The 22,553-nt window shown below is 66.9% G+C and carries 19 protein-coding genes; 7 read left to right on the top strand and 12 right to left on the bottom strand.

The features are described 5' to 3' along the window. Nucleotides 1-38 precede the first annotated feature (38 nt). The 6 genes from PT015_RS03965 to PT015_RS03940 form a co-directional block, all read right to left on the bottom strand. A complete protein-coding gene (locus tag PT015_RS03965; protein WP_285188956.1) occupies nucleotides 39-1,700 on the bottom strand; it encodes a PPE family protein in 1,662 nt (553 codons plus the stop codon). Nucleotides 1,701-1,702: 2 nt separating this feature from the next. Next, on the bottom strand, nucleotides 1,703-2,008 hold the full coding sequence (locus tag PT015_RS03960; RefSeq protein ID WP_285188955.1) for a PE family protein: 306 nt from the start codon (nucleotides 2,006-2,008) through the stop codon (nucleotides 1,703-1,705). A 105-nt stretch (nucleotides 2,009-2,113) separates the two neighbouring features. After that, nucleotides 2,114-3,073, bottom strand: a complete 960-nt coding sequence (locus PT015_RS03955; RefSeq protein ID WP_285188954.1) for a hypothetical protein — start codon at nucleotides 3,071-3,073, stop codon at nucleotides 2,114-2,116. Continuing rightward, a complete protein-coding gene (locus tag PT015_RS03950; RefSeq protein ID WP_285188953.1) occupies nucleotides 3,073-4,257 on the bottom strand; it encodes a JmjC domain-containing protein in 1,185 nt (394 codons plus the stop codon). The genes PT015_RS03955 and PT015_RS03950 overlap by 1 nt, the downstream gene beginning before the upstream one ends. Nucleotides 4,258-4,299: 42 nt before the next feature. Beyond that, nucleotides 4,300-5,820, bottom strand: a complete 1,521-nt coding sequence (locus tag PT015_RS03945) for a PPE family protein (RefSeq protein WP_285188952.1) — start codon at nucleotides 5,818-5,820, stop codon at nucleotides 4,300-4,302. A 175-nt stretch (nucleotides 5,821-5,995) separates the two neighbouring features. Continuing rightward, nucleotides 5,996-6,916, bottom strand: coding sequence for a heme o synthase (locus PT015_RS03940; protein WP_285188951.1), 921 nt, complete (start codon nucleotides 6,914-6,916; stop codon nucleotides 5,996-5,998). Nucleotides 6,917-7,170: 254 nt separating this feature from the next. On the opposite strand from PT015_RS03940, the gene tkt reads away from it, so the two are divergent. The 7 genes from tkt (at nucleotide 7,171) to PT015_RS03905 (ending at nucleotide 15,387) form a co-directional block, all read left to right on the top strand. Further along, nucleotides 7,171-9,261 (top strand): transketolase, encoded by a 2,091-nt coding sequence (tkt, locus tag PT015_RS03935; protein WP_285188950.1) that lies wholly within the window; start codon nucleotides 7,171-7,173, stop codon nucleotides 9,259-9,261. A 15-nt stretch (nucleotides 9,262-9,276) separates the two neighbouring features. Then, on the top strand, nucleotides 9,277-10,395 hold the full coding sequence (tal, locus tag PT015_RS03930) for a transaldolase (protein WP_285188948.1): 1,119 nt from the start codon (nucleotides 9,277-9,279) through the stop codon (nucleotides 10,393-10,395). 96 nt (nucleotides 10,396-10,491) lie between these two features. Then, nucleotides 10,492-12,045, top strand: coding sequence for a glucose-6-phosphate dehydrogenase (gene zwf / locus PT015_RS03925; RefSeq protein ID WP_285188947.1), 1,554 nt, complete (start codon nucleotides 10,492-10,494; stop codon nucleotides 12,043-12,045). Then, entirely contained in the window at nucleotides 12,042-12,953 is a 912-nt protein-coding gene (gene opcA / locus PT015_RS03920) for a glucose-6-phosphate dehydrogenase assembly protein OpcA (RefSeq protein WP_285188945.1), read from the top strand. Before zwf ends, opcA begins: the two co-directional genes overlap by 4 nt. Beyond that, entirely contained in the window at nucleotides 12,950-13,693 is a 744-nt protein-coding gene (gene pgl, locus PT015_RS03915) for a 6-phosphogluconolactonase (RefSeq protein ID WP_285188943.1), read from the top strand. Before opcA ends, pgl begins: the two co-directional genes overlap by 4 nt. A gap of 20 nt (nucleotides 13,694-13,713) precedes the next feature. Next, nucleotides 13,714-14,112 (top strand): ATPase, encoded by a 399-nt coding sequence (locus tag PT015_RS03910; RefSeq protein ID WP_285188942.1) that lies wholly within the window; start codon nucleotides 13,714-13,716, stop codon nucleotides 14,110-14,112. A gap of 3 nt (nucleotides 14,113-14,115) precedes the next feature. After that, nucleotides 14,116-15,387: a cytochrome P450 gene (locus PT015_RS03905; protein WP_285188941.1), complete on the top strand. Its 1,272-nt coding sequence runs from the start codon at nucleotides 14,116-14,118 to the stop codon at nucleotides 15,385-15,387. A gap of 1 nt (nucleotide 15,388) precedes the next feature. Here PT015_RS03905 and PT015_RS03900 read toward each other — a convergent pair whose 3' ends face one another. The 6 genes from PT015_RS03900 to tpiA all read right to left on the bottom strand — a co-directional run bounded on the left by PT015_RS03900 (nucleotide 15,389) and on the right by tpiA (nucleotide 22,485). Next, the gene (locus tag PT015_RS03900; protein ID WP_285188940.1) at nucleotides 15,389-15,850 is read right to left on the bottom strand and encodes a hypothetical protein; all 462 of its coding nucleotides are present in this window, start codon (nucleotides 15,848-15,850) and stop codon (nucleotides 15,389-15,391) included. Nucleotides 15,851-15,869: 19 nt separating this feature from the next. Continuing rightward, nucleotides 15,870-18,662 carry a phosphoenolpyruvate carboxylase gene (gene ppc / locus PT015_RS03895; RefSeq protein WP_285188939.1) on the bottom strand — a complete coding sequence of 931 codons (2,793 nt, stop codon included), beginning with the start codon at nucleotides 18,660-18,662 and terminating at the stop codon, nucleotides 15,870-15,872. Nucleotides 18,663-18,707: 45 nt separating this feature from the next. Beyond that, the gene (gene secG, locus PT015_RS03890) at nucleotides 18,708-18,944 is read right to left on the bottom strand and encodes a preprotein translocase subunit SecG (RefSeq protein WP_285188938.1); all 237 of its coding nucleotides are present in this window, start codon (nucleotides 18,942-18,944) and stop codon (nucleotides 18,708-18,710) included. Nucleotides 18,945-18,970: 26 nt separating this feature from the next. Next, the gene (locus tag PT015_RS03885; RefSeq protein WP_285188936.1) at nucleotides 18,971-20,197 is read right to left on the bottom strand and encodes a PecA family PE domain-processing aspartic protease; all 1,227 of its coding nucleotides are present in this window, start codon (nucleotides 20,195-20,197) and stop codon (nucleotides 18,971-18,973) included. A 140-nt stretch (nucleotides 20,198-20,337) separates the two neighbouring features. Next, a complete protein-coding gene (locus PT015_RS03880) occupies nucleotides 20,338-21,576 on the bottom strand; it encodes a PecA family PE domain-processing aspartic protease (protein ID WP_285188935.1) in 1,239 nt (412 codons plus the stop codon). A gap of 123 nt (nucleotides 21,577-21,699) precedes the next feature. Next, nucleotides 21,700-22,485 carry a triose-phosphate isomerase gene (gene tpiA, locus PT015_RS03875; RefSeq protein ID WP_285188934.1) on the bottom strand — a complete coding sequence of 262 codons (786 nt, stop codon included), beginning with the start codon at nucleotides 22,483-22,485 and terminating at the stop codon, nucleotides 21,700-21,702. Nucleotides 22,486-22,553 lie beyond the last annotated feature (68 nt).

Raw genomic sequence — 22,553 nt, 5'->3', positions numbered from 1 at the left:
CCTTTCCTCATCCGATTACCGTTGCTGCACAGCAACGTTCAATTCTTCTCGCCATTCTCCGCCGGTCCCCCGGACAGCCAGGTGTTGGGCAGCATGGGCATCGTCGGCCCGGTCCCGTAACCGTCGTCGTCAAGCGTAGCCAATCCGGTCGCCTGTTCGCCGCTCTTCGACACGGTGCCGGAGAATCCCAGCGGGCCCGCGCCGCGGTCGGAGGCTTCCGGCGGCGCCGCCCAGTCTGGGTCGAGTTCGATGTTCATGTCGGCGAATTCGTCGGCCTGGTCGCGCCGGACGGCGCGCCGGCGGCGCCGCGTCGGCTTCTTCGCCGCTGCCGCGGCCGCGGACGCCGCCATCTCGGGTGCCTTCGACGATCCCCGCGACGTCGGCTCCTGGGCCTTGGCCCCGCTGCTCATCCAGCCACCAATTGTCGGGCCACCAACGATGTAGGGCGGCGTAAAGCCCGGCCCCGCACCCGGTGGTGGCGGGGCGGACGGTGCCGCCGGTGCGGCGGGCGCGCCCGCGGCGCTCGCGGGGGCAGGCGATGGGGCCGGAGCGCTGGGCGCAACCGACGACGCCAGGACCGCGGGGGCCGGCGCCGTCACCGGGAACAGCGGTGGCGCCAGGACGGAGTCGACCGGCAGCACGGGGACGACGGGCGGCACAAGGCCGGCAAGGCCGGCCAAACCCGCGCCGCCGGCAGCCAGCGGCGCCAGAGCGGGCGCGAAGGCAACGAACAACGCCGGGTTCGACGTCAGATAACTCGTGACTTCCAGGATGTGAGTGGGGAAGTCGAAGAGCTGCCAGCTGATGAACCACTGCACGGCCTCCAGCGGATTCGTCTGGAGCAGCTGGCCGAAATACTGGAAATCCTCGGTGAGTTCGAGGGCGCGTGCGACCCAGAACGATGCCTGACCAGGGTCGGCGTACGCGTCGTAGTCGAGGCCGTTGAGCGTGCCTTGTGCGGGCTGCCAGTTGTAGCCGAACTGCTGCAGCCACTGCGCGATCGCCTCGTCGAACGGCGAGTCGACCGTCGGGTCGTGCGCCAGCTGGCTATTGCCGATCCCGTACTGCTCCAGCCATTGCTCCAGCCACTGCGGGATTCCCAGCGGATTGTCGCCGCCGTCGTCACCGTCTCCGTCGTCGGCGGGCTGCGCCGTGGTGTCGGATTTCAGGATCGGGGGCGCCGCATCGGTGGTCGGAGTGGCGGCCACCGCGGAGTCCGCGACGGCCTCGTAGGCGCTCATCGTGGTGGCGGCCTGCACCCACATCCGCACGTAGTCCGCCTCGTTGACCGCAATCGGAATCGTGTTGATCCCAAAGAAGTTCGTGGCCTGGAGAACGCCGTGCACGACGTGATTGGTTGCCAGTTCGGGCACGGTCGGCATTGCCGCCAGGGCGGCGGTGTAGGCGGCGGCGGCAGTCTCGTGTTGCGACGCCGCCGCGGCGCTGTCCGCCACGGCCTTATTCAGCCACGCCAGATACGGCACGTACGCCGATTCGAACGACTCAGCGCTGGGGCCCTCCCAGGCGCCGGCCTGCACCTCCAACAGCACCGAGCTGAGTTCCTCTGCGACCGAGGCATATTCGGCACTCAAGGCATTCCACGCGCCCGCGGCCTCGAGAAGCGAGCTCGGCCCGGGGCCGCTGCTCAACAACGTCGAATGAACCTCGGGCGGCGCCGCCATGTAGATGGGCGCCGTCATCGTCAGGCCCAGGCGCCGTAGGACGCCGCCGCGGCGGCATCGCCCACCGCGTAGGTGACTCCCGACTCGGCGACCCCGACCCCGGAGCGGCCGAGCTCCTCGGCGCCCTGCGCGGCCATCGCCGCGTGCTGGCCCCCGCGGACGCTGAATCCCGCTGCGGTCTGCAGCGACACCGGGTCGGCGGCAGCGGGCACCACGGCGGTGATCATCGGCGCCGCCCCGGCCTGCGCCGATGCGAGGCGCGCGGTCAGGGCTTCAATCCGCGCGCTAGCAGCCGCAAGGCCCTCTGGAACGACGCGCAATGTCATGACAGCCCTCCGGACACCGTGATGAACATGATTTTCATTAACAGTTTTAGCACACAGCAGAAGGATTGGAAACTCAAACATTGCGCCCGCGCGCCGCGCGTTCGGTCAGCGCAGTGACGCCAACTGGCGGTAGCCAGGTTCGGCGTAGCGCAGCGCGGCGTCCCGCATCTCGTCCGTCATCGGCCGAATACGCAGATCTTCTCCCGAATACGGTTGTATTACAACACTTTTCGAGTAGTACGCGGCCTGTTCGGTCATGCGCTCGATATCCGCGGCCTCGACGGCGATCCCGAAGTGCGGCGCTACCCGCTCCCACACCGCATCGGGTAGAGCGGAATGGTCGACGCAGACCCGTCGCCCGGGACCGATCGCGGCCGAGAACAGCATCGCGCCGAGCGCTCGGGCGGCGAATTCCGCCCGTGTCATCCCTGCCACGGACGTGGGGTCGATACCGAAGATCGCCGCGGTCTGCGGCGGCGGCACCTGTTCACCCAGCCAGCCCGGCGGCTCGGCCAGTAGTGACGACAGCACCTGGACGGGGTCGCGCTGCACCCATGCCCACGGCGCGGCCGGAAACGCCGCGGTCAGGATCTCCTGGCGGCGAACGTTCCAGCTCGAGCACTTGAGTACCAGGTGTCGCTCGTCGCCATGACGACGCCGGCCCAGCGCCCGCACCAGCAGCCGCACCACCTGGACCAACGTCGCCCCGTCGACCTGTCGCGGGTCGAGTCCGAGCAGCGCGTTCAGCGGCGAGGGCTCGGCGATGACTACCACGCCGGGGATCGTCGACAGCAGCCGTGAGACCAGCGTCGACCCGCATCGCGAGAAGTGAAAGATCATGCCCGCCGGATCGAGCGATGGCTGCCCGTCGAGCGCCAAGAGCGCCTCGAGCCCGGTCCGCACCAGCGGTGTGGCGCGCGGGCCGGCGGACCAGCGGCCCACGGTCTGGTCGAAGAAGGGCTCGACAAATCGTTCGGCGGTCATGTCGGCCCAGTCGATGGCGGGGGCCGGCCCGGTCAGGTCGACCCGGACCGGCGTCCAGCGAGCGAGGTCGGCGATCTCCATCAGACGTCGGTGTGCCGGATGAGAAATCCCTGGAGCAGCAGCGTCCGCGCCAGTTCGACGCGCTGCGCTTCCGATAGTCCGGGTAGGTCGGAAATGCGAAACGGAGCAGTGCTTTTCGCGAGAAACCGCAGAGCGTCCAGATGCTCGTGGGTGGCATTGAAGGCCGACTGGGCAAAGTGCAGGGTCACGCCGTCGAAGTGCTCGGTCACCCGCGCGTACAGCGGCTGACACTTGACCACCCGCGTCTGGTCGTCGATGGCGATCGCGCCTGATATCGCGGCGCCGAGCGGTTGGCACTGGCCCCGCTTGACCAGGTCCGCCTCCAGCGAATCCAGGCTCTGGGCAATGGTTTCCGGCTGTTCCAGGGCTTCGGTGATCCCGCGGACCAGCGGGCCCAGGCCGGAGCGCGCGACCGGGTCGGAGAGGAAGCGCGGCGGCAGCCGAATGTGGGCACGGTCGTCAGAGATGTTGAGCGCATTGAGCATTCGTGTGGCGAGCGTAAACAGAGTAGGTGCGTGCAGGCCGACGGTCAGGTGTACCGACAGCTCGGACGTTGACTCCGCCGCGTGCACCCGTCCGCGCGGCACGTAGAGCACGTCCCCGGTGTCGAGCCGAACGTCGACGGGGGCGGGCAGGCCGGCGGCGGGAATCGGCTCTTGGCGCCACATCTCATTCGGCACAACGTCGATGCCCTCGTAGAGATGCCAGATCTTGGAACCCTGTAGTTGCACGATCAGCGCGTCGTGGTCGTCGCAATGAGCCGCAAAGCCTTGCGATTGCGGCGGCGTGAAATACGCGTTGACCTGTGCCGCGAAATCCAACTCGACCTCGATCGAGTGCGACAGCGTCGCGATCGCCCGCGCATACCGTTGGACGCTGTCGAGCACGATGGTGTAGCCATCGGCGAAGTCGCGGCCGATCGCGGCCACGTCGAATCCGCCGCCGGCGAGCCGGTAGAGGTACTGATCCTTGCGCTGCTCTTCGCGGACCAGGCTGACCAGCGACAGGTGCGGTCGAAATACCGTCAGCAGCTCGTCGACCGAGTCAGCGCCCTCGCGCAACCCGTCCAGATAGCCGGGCCGCCCGCGACGCACATGGTGATGGCGGGCTCCCCAGCACTGCCCCAGAAACTCGTCGACGGTGAGCGGGTCGAGCAGCCAGGCCAGCGAAAAATGTTGCGCCATCAGCCTGTGAGCATACCCGCGTACGCTCACCCGCTCAGGCCATTACTCCCCCGGTGACCACGAGTTCGGCAGCATCGGCATCGCCGGACCGGAGCCGAAGCCGTCGTCGGTCAGCGTTGCCAGCCCGCTCGCCTGCTCGCTCCCTGTGGCGACGGTCCCGGCGAATCCGAGCGGACCGGCACCCTGGTCGGACGTGGCCGTCGACTCGTCCCACTCCGGCTCGACGCCGACGTTCATGTCCATGTACTCGTGGGCGTGCGAGTGCAGTCGGGCGCGCTGCCGCCGACGCGCCCGCTGGCGGTCCTTGGTTCCGGCCGCGACCGCCGCTGCGGCCGCCGGGGCCTTCGAGGCGCCTCGTGAGGTCGGTTCCTGCGTCTTGGCTTGGGATGAAAGCGCCGACGCCAGCGAGGCGCCCCCGATCGCGTACGGCGGGGTGAAGCCCGGACCGCCGCCGGGCGGCCCCGCGCTCGGAGCGCTGACCGTGCTCGGCGCGGGTGCGCTCGACACGGCCGGGGCGTGACCGCCGCTGGTGCCGATGCCGCCGATCGTCGACGTCGACGGGGCGACGTTGGCCGCGGGCGCAGCGGCCGGCGCGGGGATCGCGACGATGGGCGCGACGGGCGCGGTAGGTATGGCCGCCAAGCCGGCGAGGCCGGCCAGCCCGCCGAACCCGACCGTGAATGCCGCGGGTATCGCGAGGGGCAACAGGAACGGCGCCGCCTGCACCAACGGCCAGAACAGCACGATCGTGTGGAACACCGTCCACCCGAGCGCCGAGGCCAGTGCCGGCGAGAGCCCCGGAATCACCGACTGCAGCGCGTTGGCGACGCCGCTTGCGAACGGGAACGCGGGGAACGGCCACCCGCTCGGATAAAGAAGCTCGCCGAGCGGCTGAGCGAATCCCTGGGTGTAGTAGCTGAGCAGCGTCGCCAACTGGTCCTGCCACGAAGTGTCGGCCGTGGCCGCGGCTGCCTGCTGCCCCGCTGTCGCGGCTTGCGTTGTCACGGAGCCGGATTCGCCACCGGCGGTCAGGATCGGCGGGGCCGGCTCGGTCGGCGGGACCGCGGCAAGCGCCGATCCCGCGACCGCCTGATAAGTGCTCATCGTGGTAGCCGCCTGAACCCACATCCGCACATAATCGGCCTCGTTGAGCGCAATCGGAATGGTGTTGATCCCGAAAAAATTGGTCGCCGTCAACACCCCATGCACCACATGATTCGTAGCCAACTCCGGCAACGTCGGCATCGCCGCCAAAGCCCCGGTATAGGCCGCCGCCGCGGTCTCATGCTGCGCCGCGGCCACCGCACTGACGGCACTCGCCCAGGCAAGCCAGGTCAGATACGGCGCGTGCGCCGCGACGTACTGCTCAGCACTGGGACCTTGCCACGCCCCGGACTGCACACCCGCCAATATCGTGGTCAGTTCGTCGGCGGTGTCGGCGTATTCGGTGCTCAGCGTCGACCAGGCCCCCGCGGCGGTCAACAGGGAACCCGGGCCGGGGCCGCTGCTGAGCAGCGTCGAGTGCACCTCGGGGGGCAACGCCATCCAGATCGGCGCCGTCATCGGCTCACACCCGCCACAAAGTCGACACATAACCGCGAGATCACGTCGAAAAGTCAATACGACACCGCGTCGTAGAGCAAGACGGGCTACGGGTAGGGGGTACGACGAATGAATGCTCGACCGCAGGACGCAGAGCTTATGGGGTATTCGCAGGTCCAGGACCTGCCGAGGAGCCTCAGGCGTGCAGCAGCGTCGGCAGCGCGAGTGCCGAATCCAGCGCAAGCGCGCAGAAGACGACGGCGAGGTAATTGTTCGACTGCAGGAACAACCGCAGCGGTTTGACCGGCTCACCGCGCCGCACGCCGGCATAGAGCTGATGCGCCATCGCCAAAAACCAGACGCCCGCGACCACAGCGACCGCGGTATAGAGCCACCCTGCGGCCAGGGCCAGTGCCAGCGTCGCGGCCACGGTCAGCCAGGTGTAGACCAGGATCTGCTTGGTGACCTGACGTTCGGTCGCCACCGCAGGCAGCATCGGCACCCCGGCCGCCTGGTAGTCCTCCTTGTACCGCATCGCCAGCGCCCAAGTGTGCGGCGGCGTCCAGAAGAAGATGATCGCGAACATCACCAGCGCCGGCCAGCCGATCGTCCCGGTGACGGACGACCACGCGATCATCACGGGCATGCAGCCGGCGGCACCGCCCCACACCACGTTCTGCGAGGTGCGCCGTTTGAGCAGCAGCGTGTAGATGAAGACGTAGAACGCAATGGTGCCCACCGCGAGCAGGCCGGACAGCAGGTTGGTGGTCCACCACAGCCAGGCGAACGACGCCACGCTCAGCAGGAGCCCGAAGACCAGCGCGTTCCTGGTCGGCACTGTCGCGCGCGCGAGCGGTCGTCGCGCGGTCCGCTTCATCATCTTGTCGATGTCGGCGTCGGCCACGCAGTTCAGCGTGTTCGCGCCGCCGGCGGCGAGCATCCCACCGACCAGCGTATTCAGGATCAGCAACGGATTGACGACGCCGCGATGGGCCAGCAGCATCGCCGGAATGGCGGTGACCAGCAACAGCTCGATAACCCGCGGCTTGGTGAGCGCCAGATACGACAGCACAACGGTGCTGACTCGGCTCGGCGCAACGCGCTCGCGAATGCTCACGCAATGACTCCTCGGATCACGGCAGCGCGCAGCTTCTACTACGCACGATGGTAGACCGCACGACTTGCCCAGCATGCACCGCACGGCCTATCGACAGCCAATCGCCAGGCTTTGGGGCACAACGCACCGTTGACGGCGCTTGAACAATCGGCGGCTCAAATACGCACTAACGCGTCGGGAACATTCCGGCACTAGGGTGGTACGGAGGATTCTTTCGCCGACGATCATTCTGCCGACCCGAGGACTTCCCTGAAGTGACGACACTCGAAGACATCTCGACCCTGACCCAACCGCATCGCCCCGACGACTGGACCGAGCTCGACTCGGAGTCCGTCGACACCATTCGGGTGCTGGCCGCCGACGCGGTCCAGAAGGTGGGCAACGGCCATCCCGGCACCGCGATGAGCCTTGCGCCGCTTGCCTACACGCTCTTCCAACGGGCGATGGTGCACGACCCGAGTGACGTGTACTGGCTTGGCCGCGACCGCTTCATCCTGTCGTGCGGGCACAGCAGCCTGACCCTGTACCTGCAGCTTTATTTGGGCGGCTTCGGGCTCGAGTTGTCCGACATCGAGTCGCTGCGCACCTGGGGTTCCAAGACGCCCGGGCACCCGGAGTTCCGGCACACCAAGGGTGTGGAGATCACCACCGGCCCGCTCGGCCAGGGTCTGGCGTCAGCGGTTGGCTTCGCGATGGCGGCCCGCTACGAGCGTGGCCTGTTCGACCCGGACGCCGCGCCGGGTGAGAGCCCGTTCGACCATCACATCTACGTGATCGCCTCGGACGGCGACATCGAAGAGGGCGTGACCTCGGAGGCGTCGTCGCTGGCCGGCGTCCAGCAGCTGGGCAACCTGATCGTGTTCTACGACCACAACGAGATTTCAATCGAGGACGACACCCAGATCGCGCTGTGCGAGGACACCGCCGCGCGCTACGAGGCCTACGGCTGGCACGTGCAGCACGTCGAGGGCGGCGAGAACGTGGTCGGCATCGAGGAGGCGATCGCCAAGGCCAAGGCCGTCACCGACAAGCCGTCGTTCATCTCGCTGCGCACGATCATCGGCTACCCGGCACCGAAGCTGCAGAACACCGGGAAGGCGCACGGTTCCGCGCTCGGCGACGAGGAAGTCGCGGCGGTCAAAAAGGCGCTTGGGTTCGACCCGGAGAAGAAGTTCGAGGTACGCGACGAGGTCATCGCGCACACCCGTGAGCTGGTGCAGCGCGGCAAGGACGCCCACGAGAAGTGGAACGCCGACTTCGAGGCGTGGGCCAAGCGCGAGCCCGAACGCAAGAAGCTGCTCGACCGGCTGACCGCCGAGGAACTGCCCGACGGCTGGGACGCCGACATCCCGCAGTGGGAACCCGGCGACAAGGCGCTGGCCACCCGCGCGGCATCCGGGAAGGTGCTCAACGCCGTCGGCCCGCACCTGCCCGAGTTGTGGGGCGGTTCGGCCGACCTGGCCGGCAGCAACAACACCACCATGGACAACGTGAAATCGTTTGGCCCGCCGTCGATTTCAACGAAGGACTACACCGCGGACTGGTACGGCCGCACGCTGCACTTCGGGATTCGCGAGCACGCGATGGGCTCGATTCTGTCCGGCATCGTGCTGCACGGCCCGACCCGCGCCTACGGCGGGACGTTCCTGCAGTTCTCCGACTACATGCGCCCGGCGGTGCGACTGGCCGCCCTGATGGATATCGACACCATCTACGTCTGGACGCACGACTCGATCGGCCTCGGCGAGGACGGCCCTACCCACCAACCCATCGAGCATCTGGCCGCGCTGCGGGCTATCCCGAAGCTGTCGGTGGTGCGCCCGGCCGACGCCAACGAGACCGCCTACGCGTGGCGCTCGGTGCTGGCCCGCGGCAACGGCAGCGGTCCGGTCGGGCTGATCCTCACCCGCCAGGGGGTGCCGATTCTCGAGGGCACGAGCTTCGAGGGCGTGGGCAAGGGCGGCTACATCCTGGGCGATGCGGGCGGCGACGAGCCCGACGTGGTGTTGATCGCCACCGGCTCCGAGGTCCAATTGGCCGTCGAGGCGCAGAAGTTGTTGGCGGACAAGGACATTGTTGCCCGCGTCGTGTCGATGCCATGTGTCGAATGGTTCGAGTCGCAGTCCGACGAATACCGCAACAGCGTGTTGCCACCGTCGGTGTCGGCCCGGGTCGCGGTCGAGGCCGGCATCGCGCAGAGCTGGCACAAGCTGGTCGGCGACACCGGCGAGATCGTTTCGATCGAGCACTACGGGGAATCCGCCGATGAGAAGACTTTGTTCCGCGAGTTCGGGTTCACCCCCGAAGCCGTCGTCGACGCCGCCGAACGAACCATCGACAACTAATCGAAGGGAAAGCCGATGACTCAGAACCCCAACCTCGCCGCTCTGAGTTCCGCGGGTGTGTCGGTCTGGCTGGATGACCTGTCCCGCCAGCGCTTGCAGTCCGGCAACTTGCAGGAACTGATCGACACCAAGAGCGTCGTGGGGGTCACCACGAACCCATCGATCTTCCAGAAGGCCCTGAGCGAGGGCGACGCGTACGACGCGCAGGTCGCCGACCTCGCCGAACGGGGCGCCGACGTGGACGCCACCATCCGCACGGTCACCACCGACGACGTGCGCGACGCCTGCGACGTGCTGCGGCCGCAGTGGGAGAGTTCGGACGGCGTCGACGGCCGGGTGTCGATCGAGGTCGACCCGCGATTCGCGCACGATGCCGACAAGACGGCCAAACAGGCCATCGAATTGTGGAAGATCGTCGACCGGCCCAACCTGTTCATCAAGATCCCCGCCACCGAAGACGGCCTACCCGCCATCACTTCGACTCTGGCAGAAGGCATCTCGGTGAATGTCACACTGATCTTCTCCGTCGAGCGACACCGCGCGGTGATGGACGCCTACCTGGCCGGACTGGAAGGCGCCAAGGCCGCCGGCCACGACCTGTCCAAGATCCATTCGGTCGCCTCGTTTTTCGTCTCGCGTGTTGACACCGAAATCGACAAGCGGCTGGAAAAGATCGGCTCGGACGACGCGAAGGCGCTGCTTGGGAAGGCCGGCGTCGCCAATGCCCGCCTGGCCTACGCGGCGTACCAGGAAGTCTTCGTCGGCGGCGACCGGTTCGCGTCGCTGGAGGCCGACGGCGCGCGAGTGCAGCGTCCGCTGTGGGCGTCGACCGGCGTGAAGAACCCGGACTACTCCGACACCCTCTACGTGACCGAACTGGTGGCGCCCAACACGGTGAACACCATGCCGGAGGCGACGATTGACGCGGTGGCGGATCACGGCGACGTCACCGGTGACACGGTCACGGGCACGGCGTCGGCTGCCCAGGAAGTCTTCGACAATCTCGACGCCATCGGCATCGATCTGACCGACGTGTTCCTGGTGCTGGAGAACGAGGGCGTCGAGAAGTTCGAAGCCTCGTGGAACGAATTGATGGACGCGACCCAGGCTCAGCTCGACGACAAGTCCAAATGAGCCGCGCCGGCGACGATGCGGGCGGTCCCGCGGAGGAGCGGCGCCGATGAGCCCCGCCGGCGACGATGCGGGCGGTCCCGCGGAGGAGCGGCGAAAGTGACTCCTGCCGACGCTCGATCAGGCGCCGAGCCTTGGCAGAACCCGTTGCGGGACAAGCGCGATAAGCGCTTGCCGCGGATAGCCGGCCCGTGCGCCGTCGTGATTTTCGGCGTCACCGGCGACTTGGCCCGCAAGAAGGTCGTCCCCGCAATCTACGATCTGGCCAACCGGGGCTTGCTGCCGCCGGCCTTTTCGTTGGTCGGGTTCGGGCGACGTGACTGGGATGACGCCGCGTTCAGCGATGAGGTTCTGCAGCTGGTAAAGGCCCACTCGCGCACGCCTTTTCGACAGGTGATCTGGGACCGGTTGGCCGACGGCTGCCGCTTCGTGCAGGGCGCATTCGACGATGACGAGGCGTTCGACCGGCTGGCGGAGACGTTGGAGAAGTTGGATGCCGAGCGCGGGATCGGCGGTAATCATGGCTTCTACCTGGCCATTCCGCCGAAGAGCTTTCCCGCGGTGCTCGAACAGCTGCAACGGGCCGAGCTGGCCCGGCCGGCCGAGGGCAGTTGGCGACGGGTCGTCATCGAGAAGCCGTTCGGTCACGACCTGGACAGCGCGCGCGAGCTGAACAAGGTCGTGAACAGCGTGTTCCCCGAGGAGTCGGTGTTTCGCATCGACCACTACCTCGGCAAGGAGACCGTCCAGAACATCATGGCGATGCGGTTCGCCAATCAACTTTTCGATCCGATCTGGAATGCGCACTACGTCGACCACGTGCAGATCACCATGGCCGAAGACATCGGCCTCGGCGGTCGGGGTGGTTACTACGACGGAATCGGCGCCGCGCGCGACGTGATCCAGAACCACCTGATGCAGCTTCTTGCGCTCACCGCGATGGAAGAGCCGGTCAGCTTTCAACCGTCGGAGTTGCAGACCGAGAAGATCAAGGTGCTCTCGTCAGTGAAACTCGCTGAGCCGCTGGACGAAACGACGTCGCGCGGCCAATACACGGAAGGCTGGCAGGGCGGCGAGCACGTGGTCGGGCTGCTGGACGAAGAGTGCTTTTCCAAGGACTCGACCACCGAGACCTTCGCCGCGATCACACTCGAGGTCAACACTCGACGTTGGGCCGGTGTGCCGTTCTACCTTCGTACCGGAAAACGGTTGGGCCGCAGGGTGACCGAGATCGCGTTGGTGTTCAAGCGGCCCCCGCACCTGCCGTTCGATGCGACCATGACCGACGAACTCAGCGCCAACGCCATCGTCATCCGGGTACAGCCGGACGAAGGCGTCACGTTGCGATTCGGTTCCAAGGTTCCTGGCACCGCGATGGAAGTGCGCGACGTCAATATGGACTTCTCCTACGGCGCGGCATTCACCGAGGAATCTCCCGAGGCCTACGAGCGGCTGATCCTCGACGTGCTGCTCGGCGAGCCATCTTTGTTTCCGGTCAACGAAGAAGTCGAATTGGCTTGGGAAATACTGGATCCCGCACTCGAGCAGTGGGCCGAGCACGGCAGGCCCGATTCCTACGAGGCCGGCACCTGGGGTCCGGCGTCGGCATTCGACATGCTGCGCCGCTCCGGACGTGAATGGCGGCGCCCGTGATAGTCGACCTGCCCGAGACCAGCACGAACGAGATCAACAAGAAGCTGAACTCGCTGCGTGAGGAGTCCGGAGCCGTCAACCTCGGTCGGGTGTTGACATTGGTGATCGCCACCGACAACGAAACGCTGCTCGAAGAATCGATCGAGGCGGCCAACGCGGCCAGCCACGAGCACCCCAGCAGGGTCATCGCGGTGACCAACGGTGATGCCGAGGCCTCGGACGCACGGCTGGACGCCCAACTGCGCGTCGGGGGCGACAGCGGCGCCGGCGAGGTGGTGGTGCTGCGCCTCTCCGGTCCACTAGCGGGACATCACGGCAGCGTGGTCATCCCGTTCCTGCTGCCGGACATCCCCGTCGTCGCGTGGTGGCCGTGCAACGCCCCCGATGTGCCGGCACAGGATCCGTTGGGGCAGTTGGCCGTACGGCGCATCACCGACGCCACCAACGGGGCCGACCCGCTCGCGGCGATCAAGAGCAGGCTCTCGGGTTACTCCGCCGGCGACACCGACCTGGCCTGGAGCCGTATCACTTACTGGCGGGCGCTGCTCGCCTCGGCCATCGATCAGCCACCGCACGAACCGATCACCTCAGCGCTGGTGTCCGGGCTCAAAAACGAACCGGCACTTGATATTCTGGCGGGATGGCTGGCCAGCTGCATCGATGGTCCGGTCCGCCGCGTCGAGGGTGAGCTCAAGGTCGAACTCGAGCGGTCGAGTGAGACCGTCGTGCTGCGCAGGCCGCAGAAGGGCGTCACCGCGACCCTGAGCCGCACCGGCAAGCCCGACGCCCTGGTTCCGTTGCAGCGCAGGGATGTTCCCGAATGTCTCGCCGAAGACCTTCGGCGCCTCGACGCCGACACCATTTACTATTCCGCGCTGGAAGGGATCGATCGGGTGGAATACGCATGAGCACGTCCGTGGAGAAGTTCGACGACAGCGAAGGACTGGTCGCGGCCGCGGGTGAACGGCTGGTCGGCGTCATTCGGGACGCCGTGGCCGCCCGCGGCAAGGCCTTGGTGGTGCTGACCGGCGGCGGTAACGGCACCAAGCTGATGCGCTTCCTCGCCGCGCAGACCGAGCGGATCGACTGGGCCAAGGTCCATGTGTTCTGGGGCGACGAGCGTTACGTCACCGAGAACGACGACGAGCGCAACGAGAAGCAGGCGCGCGAGGCGTTGCTGGACCACGTCGACATTCCCGCCCGCAACGTGCACGCGATGGCGGCCTCCGACGGCGAGTTCGGCACAGACCTGGCCGCCGCGGCACTGGCCTACGAACAGATCCTGGCCGCGAACGCCGAGCCCGGTGACCCCGCGCCGAATTTCGACGTCCATCTGCTGGGCGTCGGGCCGGAAGGTCACATCAACTCGCTGTTCCCAGATACGCCGGCCGTCCGCGAGACGACCCGGGTGGTCGTCGATGTGGCGGACTCCCCTAAGCCGCCGCCGCAACGGATCACGTTGACGCTGCCCGCGATTCAACGGTCGCGCGAGGTCTGGCTGCTCGTGTCGGGCGCGGAGAAGGCCGAGGCGGTCGCCGCGGCGGTTGGCGGTGCCGACCCGGTGGCTATTCCGGCGGCCGGTGCCATCGGTCGCGACCACACCGTTTGGTTCCTCGACGCGGGCGCCGCCAGCGAATTGCCCGCCTAGCTCCCCTTTCGACAGCCATAATGGGCGCCATGGCAGACAAGAGCGCCGGTGAGCGCCCCGCGCGGCAGCGGATCAGATCCCTGGCTCAGGCGGCGCTGAACGCCGACGTGACCGTCGAGCAACTCGAAGACGTCCTCGACGGTCTCGGCGGAACGATCACGGATCTCGACGATTCACTGACCAACCTGAACAGCGCCATCGCGCGGTTGAACGACGGACTGGACCACTTCGAGGCCACCCTGGGCCGGATCGACGATCTGATGAAGCGACTGGTGACGCTGGTCGCGCCGGTGGAGGCGATCGTCGAACGCATCGACTACATGGTCGGTGTCGGCGAAACGGTGATGTCTCCGCTGTCGGTGACCGAGCACGCAATCCGCAACGCGTTCAACACCATTCGCAATCGCGGTAGCCGCTAAACCGTGCCGCGCCCGGTACCCGATCCGCCCTACGCCGAGGGCACCGGTCTGCCGTGGGACGTGTCGATCACCGACGCCGTCGCGGCGATCGCCGCCGCCCGCGCCGAGCACGGTGACACCTTCGCGGTGCGCAGCGGCGACGACAACTACCTGTTCACGTTCTCCCCTACCGGAGTCGAGTCGTTTTACGCGCTGCCCGAGGAGAAGGCCAGCAAGGGTGTCGCCGACTTCCTGATGTTGCGCCGCAAGCTGCCCGACGAGATCTTCGACGGCCGCCGGATTCTGCCGGGGACGCTGTTTCGTCGCGACGATGTCGCCGGCTATCTGGCCAACCTCGAACGCGCGCTCGACGCCACGATCGAAGAACTCGGGCCGTCGGGATCCCTGGATGTGTTCGCGTTGACCCGCCGCCTCGGCCACCGGATGGGCCTGGCGTCGTGGGCCGGGTCCGGGTCGGCCCGTGGCGAGGCGTTCGAGCGTCTGGTGCGCGCCTTCGACACCCTCGACGGCTCCGACGCGTTCGTACATCCCGACGCGATGGCCGCGGTCGCCGCGTCGCAGAAGCGTGCCGAGCGGGCCGCGCTCGACGAGGTGACCGAGATCGTCGCCGACGCCGTCGATCACCGGCACGGCGACGAGGGTCTGTTCGGTCGCATCGTCGACGAGTGGCGAGATGAACCGGACGACAACCGGATTCGCGGCATCGCGCTGGACGTGGCGCTGATCCACATCGCGTCGATGTCGAATCTCGCGGCCGCGCTGGGGTGGGCGCTGGTGGATCTGCTCGAGCATCCGTCGTATGTGCCGCGAGTGGTCGACGATGCGGACCTCGCTCAGCGTTGCGCGCTGGAGTCGACTCGGCTCGCGCAGCGGTCGATCATGCCGCGCGCGGTGTTGGCGCCGGTCACCCTCGACACCGGGGACGTGCGCTACGAGGTGCCCGCCGGGTGGACGATTGCGACGCTGCTGCCGCTGCTCAACACCTCCGCCGCGCCGGGACTCGAACGGTGGGACCCCGACCGCTGGACACGGCACCGGTTGACCGGCGAAAAGTCACTGCCCTCACCGATGTTGGTGACGGCGTTCGGGCACGGTAGGCATTCGTGCCCGGCCCAGCCCTTTTCGCTGTCGGCCATGACCGCCACGATGACTCGGCTGCTCGGCCGCTATCGCATGACGCCGGAGTGGACGACGCACCCGCAGCCTGTCCCGGCCCAAATCGGTGGCGTGGCGCGGGCCGACGGGCCCTGCGTGATCGGCTACGGCGAAATCTGACCTAGCCGCCGCACCAGGTGTGCAGCAACGCCGCCGTCTGAGCCGCGGCACGAAGCGTTTGACTCTCACCATGTTTCAGGGAATCGCGGGCCTCGGCGATGCGTTGCCGGGCCGTATCGAGCAGCGGCCCGCCGATGCACTCCGGCTGTTCCGGGAGCTGCGGAGGGGGCGGGCGGCTCATCGATGCCTCGAACGCCGACACGTCGCTGGGAACCGCGGGCTGATGCATAAACGGTGCGGCGAGTATCTCCTCGGTGGCGCGAATCTTGACGGCGCACCGGCGATATTCCTCGCCCACCCAGTCCACCACGGCACCAGCGATCCGGAACTGTGCCGCGTCGTGGTCGGAGATGCCTTCCGCGCGGCCGAATTTGGCGAAGTGGGCGAATTGCCGCGCGACACTGTCGAAACAGGCCGCGGCGAGTTCGAGGCGTAGGGCGTCGAGATCGGGCGTCAGCGACATCTGAGTGCTGCCGCGTGATCTAACCGCTGTTCCGTAATGCGCTGGCCAGACCGTTCATCGTCAGCAGGATCCCGCGCTGCACCAGATCGTCGTCGTCGCCGGAGCGGTACCGGCGCAGCAACTCGACCTGCAGGTGATTCAGCGGTTCCAGATACGGGAAGCGGTTGAACACCGATCGGGCCAGCGACGGGTTGTCGGCGAGCAGGTTGTCCTGACCGGTAATCAGCTTGTGCGCGTTGATGGCTCGCTGATGCTCGGCGGCGATCTTGTCGAACACCCGTCGCCGCAACGACTCGTCCTCGACGAGTTCGGCATAGCGGGCCGCGAGGCCGAGGTCGGTCTTGGCGAGCACCTGCGCCATGTTCGACAGCACGGTCTGGAAGAACGGCCAGCGCTCGTAGAGTTCGCGCAGCGTGTCCAGGCGGCCTTCGTCGTCGGCCAGCCACTCCTCGATCGCGGCGCCGGTGCCGTACCAGCCCGGCAGCATCACCCGCGACTGACTCCAGGCCATCACCCACGGGATGGCACGCAGGTCCGAGATCGACGACGTCTGCTTGCGCGATGTGGGCCGGCTACCCACGTTGAGCGAACCGATCTCACTGACTGGCGTCGACTGCAGGAAGTACTCCACGAAACCGTCTGTCTCGTGGACCAATTCGGAGTAGGCGCGCTGAGCGCGGTCGGCGAGCTCGTCCAGGATCTCGTAGGCCGGGCCGGCGGCGTCACCAAGTCCCTCGACGTCGAGCAGTGTCGACTCCAGCGTCGCCGACACCAGGGTCTCCAGATTGCGTTGGGCCATGAGTGGTTCGGCATACTTGGCGGCGATCACCTCGCCCTGCTCGGTCAACCGCAGCGCGCCGTTCACCGCGCCCGGCGGCTGGGCCAGGATCGCCTCGTAACTCGGTCCCCCACCGCGGCCCACGGTGCCGCCGCGACCGTGGAAGAGCCGCAACCGAATTCCGGTCTTGCGCGCGGACTCGACCAGGTCGAGTTCGGCGCGGTAGAGCGCCCAGTTGGCGGTCAGGTAGCCGCCGTCCTTATTCGAGTCGGAGTAACCGAGCATCACCTCTTGGCTGCCGCCGCGGGTACGCACGATGCGCTGATAGACCGGAAGGTCAAGCGCCGCTTCGAGAATCGACGCGCCGCGGCGGAGGTCGTCGATCGTCTCGAACAGCGGCACGATGCCGACCGGACAGTGCGGCTCGTCCTCCGAGGCGTCCAGCAGCCCGCATTCCTTCAGCAGGAGACCCGCCTCGAGTAGATCTGAGACGGATCGGCACATCGAGATGATGTAGTTGGGCACCGCTTCCGGGCCGTAGATGTCGACGGCCCGGGCGCCCGCGGAGACGATCGCGAGCTCCTTGCGGGCCAGCTCCGACAGCTGCTCGCGGTCACCGATCAGCGGCCGTCGGGTGCCCAACTCCTCGGCGAGGATGTTGACTCGTTCGTCTTCGCCGAGCGACGCGTAGTCCGGGTGCACGCCGGCCCAGGCCAGCAGCTCGGCAACCACTTCCTCGTGGACGTCGGAGTTCTGCCGCATGTCCAGACCGGACAGGTGAAAACCGAAGACGTCCAACGCTTCTCGTAACCGAGCGAGCCGATCATCGGCGAGCAGCCTGCTGTTGTTTGCGCGCAGTGACGCGTCGACGGTGTCGAGGTCCGCAGCCATCTCCCCCGGCGTCCCGTACGGCGTCAGGCCGAGGTCGAGCAGGTTGTCGGGCTCCTGATCCAGGATCTGGCCTGCCGTGGCGGTGAGCCGGCCATGAATGACGCGCAGGGCGCGGCGGTACGGCTCGTCGCCGCGGGCGGGCTCATCGCAGCTCTCGGCGAGCGCGGCCAGTTCGTCGCTGACGGCGACGAGGCGGGCCGACATCGACAGCTCCTGTTCCAGCGCGCTCAACTCGGCGAAGTAGTGGTTCAGTGCGGCGTACGCGGCGCTGCCGGTGGCCAGCCGTACGACCTCGGCGGTGACGTTGGGGTTGCCGTCGCGGTCTCCCCCGATCCACGAACCGGGACGCACGATCGGCTTGGGCAGCAGGCCGGCGTCCGGCCAGCGACCGCGCAACGCGTCGCGAACGCCGGCGTTGACTTTCGGGACGACGTCGAAAAACGCTGCCTGGTAATAGCGCAACCCAACGGCGATCTCGTCAGAGATCTGTAGCCGGGACAGCCGCACCAACGCGGTCTGCCACAGCATCAACACCTGGCGGCGCAACTCGGTGTCGATGTTGCCGCCGTCGTCGGTCTCGGTCTGGCCGTGCGCATGCAGGCGCATCAGCTGAGTGATGCGGTGCTGGGTGTCGAACACCGTCCGGCGGCGGGTTTCGGTCGGATGCGCGGTGATCACGGGCGAGACCAGTGCGCCGGTCAACGCTTCGGCGACAGCATCGGCGGCGAGGTGCGCGGCGTCGAGCTTGTCGTAGGTGGCCGCCAGGGTGCTGTCCTGCGGCGGGTCACCGGCAGCGACGTGGATTGCGCGGCGGCGCTCCCGGTGGATGTCCTCGGCGACGTTGGCCAGCAGCGCGAAATGGCTGAACGCCCGGATGACCGGCAGCGCCTGCCGGATGTCGATGCCGTCGAACATCTGCGCCACCTCGGCGCGCTCGATCTCGGAACGACGCACCCGAAACGACGCGATGCGGGCCCGCTCGACCAGCTCGAAGACGGCGTCGCCGTTCTGTTCGCGGACCGTGTCGCCGAGGATGGTGCCGAGTAATCGGATGTCGTCGCGCATCGGTTCGGTCGCGTCGCGACCTACCTGGGTGCGTTGGACCGCACCGAAGGGCTCCAGCGAATCGGGTGCTTCAGCCATGCCTACCAGTATCGGGGTGGTTGGCGTTCTTCGCCTTTCGTGGCGTCAGGCGTTGTACTTGATCCGCAGCGCGACACCGACGATGGAGACCAGCCAGATGCCGACGACGAACAACGTCAGTCGGTCGAGGTTCTTCTCCACCACCGTCGACCCGGACAAACTGGACTGCACGCCACCACCGAACAGCGTGGACAGACCGCCACCCTTGGCGCGGTGCAGCAGCACCAACAGCACCACCAGGATGCTGGTGATCACCAAGGTGATCTGCAGAGCCAATTCCATGGCGGACAGCTTACCGGGCCGCCTGGCTACGGAATGTACGGGCTGAAGTAGGTCGTGCCGATGCTGCCGCTGTAGTCCAGATAGACCTGGTGGTTGAGGAACGGGATCATGCCGCTGTTGATGTAGTTCCCGGAGACGACGTAGGGGCCGTTGGAGACAAGCTGGGGCGTGCCGTCGTTGCTGATGTCGGTTTGGCCCGTCGTGTAGCTGTACAGCTCTTCGCCCTCGGCGTTCGTGACCGAAATCAGCACGCCGTCCGGCAGCTGCTCGCCCAGGTCAGAGCCCGGCGCCAGGGCCGACGGGATCGTTCCGAACACACCACCGGAGTCCAGGTTGACGCTCAGGGTGCGCGTGACGCCGTTGGCCGATTCGATGACCGTGCTGATCGGCGCCCCGTCGGTGGACACCCATCCGGTCGTGTCGTAGTCGCCGATGACCAGCTGGTTGTTCGGGATGTCGATCAGCACGCCGTCGTAGTCGGCGAACGGGGTGACGGTCGGGCCGTAGTCGTTGTATCCCACTCCGAGGATGCCGTCGACGTTGTTGCCCGCGAGGAAGTTCTGGAAGGCGTCGTTGGTGAACAGGCTCGCGAAGTTGCCCGGCGCGTAGGAGTAGACCTCGATGTTGGCGGGGCCGTCGGTCTCCAAGACAGTGGCGGTCCCGGCGAGGTTGGTGTAGTCGATGGACACGCTGTCGTAGGTCAGGTAGATGTAGCTCACGCCGCCGCTGTAGCCGCTCGACCCGATCCCGGAGGGCAACCCGAGCTCGAACAGGTTCTGGAGTTGTTCGGAGTAGTTGTCGCCCAACAGAGTCGATGGAATCACCAACCCGCCGGAACCGGTGTCGACGAGCAGTGGCACGGCCTCGTCTCCACCTTCGACGGTCGCGTACACCACCGGCTCAGTGCCGATGACCACCTCCATCGGAATCACCGCATTCGGCAGGGCGGTGACGTCGGCTGCGGGCAGAGCTCCGGTCGCCGCGGCCGCGAAGGCGGAGTCCGTGGTCGGCCACAGGAAATCGAACGCGTTCAGGCTGTCGAGCAGCTCGTCGGCCCAGCTGGTGAAGTCGACCGCAAACGCCGGGTCGAACACCGCTATCGAATCGGTCAACGAGGAGATGATCGGATCAAAGAGGTCGTCGAGGTCCGCCTTCGCCGGCGCTGCCGAGCCGGTGGCTATCGCCGCTGCGGCAGCAAGCGCTCCAGCGCTCGCACCCAGGCTGACCAGCTTGCTACGCAGACGACGTGCCATGAAAGCGACCCCTGAGAGTGGACGGGACTGCGCAGCCGAGTGCCACGAGCCTGTGTTTCTATCAGGATGCTCTAAGCCAACTCTGCGTTTCTCTGCGAGAACGCGTATTCATACCAAACTGAAAAGTTTGCGTCAGGCGCCTACGTCAGCGGCTCGAAATACGTCTTGTCGGCGGCGTAGTCGAGATAGACGCCGTGGGTGAGGAACGGCAGCACGCCGCTGTCGATGCTGGTGCCGGAGATCACCGTCGGTGCGTTGCTGATGAAGTGCGGTGTGGCGGTGTCGCTGACGTTGGTCGTGCCAACCGTGTAGCTGTACAGCTCCTGGCCGGCGGTATTGGTGACGGTGATCTCGGTGCCAGGCGCGATGGAGCCGTTGGTCGCCAGGCTGGACGGAATCGTGCCGAACACGCCACCCGAGTCGATGTTGTTGGTAACCGTGACGGCCGTGCCACCGTTGACCGACTCCAGAACCTTGCTGACCGGGTCACCGCTCGTCGAGAAAGCGTCAGGGATCGGGTTTCCGCCGCCGACGACCAGCTCGCCGCCCGGGATGTTGACGTAGACGCCGCCGTAATCGAGGAACGGTGTGGTGGTCGGGCCGGCGGTGTTCTCTCCGATACCTAGGATGCCGTCGACCTCGTTGCCGCTGAGGAAGTTCTGGAACGCGTCGTTGCTGAAGTAGCTGAAGATGTTCGACGGATCCCACGAATAGATCTCGACGTTCACGGGCCCGTCGGTGCTCAGCGCGGTTGCACCGTCGGCGCCGAGGTAGTCGACCGGCACATGGCTGTAAGTCAGATAGAGGTAGTCGACCCCGCCGCTGTACCCGCTCTCACTAATGCCGGTGGGCGTGCCCAGACTGAATAGGGCCTCAATCTGCGAGAAGTAGTTGGACCCGAGGTCGGTGTACGGGATCACCAGCCCGCTGGACCCGGTGTCGACGAGTAGTGGCACCGAAGTGCCGCCGTCGATGGTTGCTTTCACAGCCGGTTCGGTGCCCTCGAGGAGCGAAAGCCCGAGCGTGCCCCCGGTGAGCGCATCGACGGTGGGCAGCGCTCCCGTCGAGCTGGCCGCCGCGGCGGAATCCAGCGACGGCAGCAACGAGTCGAACGTCGAGTTCAGGCTGCTCAGGAAGGTGTCGGCCCAGTTGGTCAGGTCGACGGCGGCGGCCGGGTCGAAGAGCGCGAGCGAGTCGGTGAAGGACGCCAGGATCGGCTGGATGATCGGGTCGATCAGGGCGTCGAAGTCGGCGCGCGCGGGCGCCGCGGTGACGGCCGAACCCGTGGCCAGCGCTGCTGCGGCAAAGAAGACGCTCGCGCCCGTCCCGATCAGGCCAAGTCCCGCCGCAGCCTTCTTCTTGCCGTTCCGACCAGCCATGAGTTGCTTCCCCCGAGGACGTGGCGCTGCTTCACGCGAAACTTAAAGAACCTGTATTTCTGTCAGTCTTCTTTAAGCTAAATGTGAAGTTGCCATGATCGCAACCCGTACGGCCCAATGTGATTACGGCAGCGGTCCCCCGGCGGCGATCGCCGAGAGCGTCGCGAACTGCTCGCCGTCCAGCGATGCCCCTCCGACCAGGGCCCCGTCGACGTCTTCCTGGGCGACAATGTCGCCGATGTTCTTGGCATTCACCGAGCCGCCGTAGAGCACCCGTATGGACTCGGCGATCTGCGGCGTCGCCAGCGAGGCCAACTCCTTGCGGACCGCCGCGCACACCTCCTGCGCGTCGGCGGCGCTGGCCACCCGCCCGGTACCGATCGCCCAGACCGGCTCGTAGGCGATGACCGTCTGGCCGATCTGCTCGGCCGACAGCCCGGCCAGGGAGCCGCGCAACTGGTTCTGGCAGTGGGCGACGTGCTCCCCCGCTTCGCGAACCTCGAGGTGCTCGCCGATGCAGACGATCGGCGTCAGCTCGTGCTTGAGCGCGGCCGCGGCCTTTGCGGCCACCAGCGCGTCGTCCTCGTGGTGGTAGGTGCGCCGCTCGGAGTGCCCGACCACGGCGTAGTGGCAGCCCAGCTTGTGCAGGAACGCGCCGCTGATCTCGCCGGTGTACGCACCGGAGTCGTGCTGCGAGATGTCTTGCGCGCCATAGGTGAGTCGCAGCTTGTCACCGTCGACGAGGGTCTGCACGCTGCGCAGATCGGTGAACGGCGGGATGACCGCGACGTCAACCTTGTCGAAGTACTTGTCCGGCAACGAGAATGCGATCTTCTGTACCAGGGCGATGGCCTCGAAGTGGTTGAGGTTCATCTTCCAGTTGCCGGCAATCAGCGGCTTGCGGCTCATCGTCGTCCTTTGCTCAGGTGGTCAGGCTTTACCGTCCGCGCGCCGAGATCGGCGTTTGGCAGGCCCAT

This window comes from Candidatus Mycobacterium wuenschmannii (assembly GCF_030252325.1).
Lineage (GTDB): Bacteria > Actinomycetota > Actinomycetes > Mycobacteriales > Mycobacteriaceae > Mycobacterium > Mycobacterium wuenschmannii.
Note: the sequence above shows the minus strand (reverse complement) of the source record. Positions and strands in the feature narration are given on the sequence as shown.

Coding starts and splice junctions, on each gene's coding strand:
- PT015_RS03945 (WP_285188952.1), bottom strand. CDS start 5,820: ATGACGGCGCCGATCTGGATGGCGTTGCCCCCCGAGGTGCACTCGACG.
- PT015_RS03900 (WP_285188940.1), bottom strand. CDS start 15,850: ATGTCGCTGACGCCCGATCTCGACGCCCTACGCCTCGAACTCGCCGCG.
- PT015_RS03880 (WP_285188935.1), bottom strand. CDS start 21,576: ATGGCTGGTCGGAACGGCAAGAAGAAGGCTGCGGCGGGACTTGGCCTG.
- secG (WP_285188938.1), bottom strand. CDS start 18,944: ATGGAATTGGCTCTGCAGATCACCTTGGTGATCACCAGCATCCTGGTG.
- PT015_RS03885 (WP_285188936.1), bottom strand. CDS start 20,197: ATGGCACGTCGTCTGCGTAGCAAGCTGGTCAGCCTGGGTGCGAGCGCT.
- PT015_RS03965 (WP_285188956.1), bottom strand. CDS start 1,700: ATGACGGCGCCCATCTACATGGCGGCGCCGCCCGAGGTTCATTCGACG.
- tal (WP_285188948.1), top strand. CDS start 9,277: ATGACTCAGAACCCCAACCTCGCCGCTCTGAGTTCCGCGGGTGTGTCG.
- PT015_RS03960 (WP_285188955.1), bottom strand. CDS start 2,008: ATGACATTGCGCGTCGTTCCAGAGGGCCTTGCGGCTGCTAGCGCGCGG.
- PT015_RS03955 (WP_285188954.1), bottom strand. CDS start 3,073: ATGGAGATCGCCGACCTCGCTCGCTGGACGCCGGTCCGGGTCGACCTG.
- tpiA (WP_285188934.1), bottom strand. CDS start 22,485: ATGAGCCGCAAGCCGCTGATTGCCGGCAACTGGAAGATGAACCTCAAC.
- PT015_RS03950 (WP_285188953.1), bottom strand. CDS start 4,257: ATGGCGCAACATTTTTCGCTGGCCTGGCTGCTCGACCCGCTCACCGTC.
- pgl (WP_285188943.1), top strand. CDS start 12,950: ATGAGCACGTCCGTGGAGAAGTTCGACGACAGCGAAGGACTGGTCGCG.
- PT015_RS03910 (WP_285188942.1), top strand. CDS start 13,714: ATGGGCGCCATGGCAGACAAGAGCGCCGGTGAGCGCCCCGCGCGGCAG.
- ppc (WP_285188939.1), bottom strand. CDS start 18,662: ATGGCTGAAGCACCCGATTCGCTGGAGCCCTTCGGTGCGGTCCAACGC.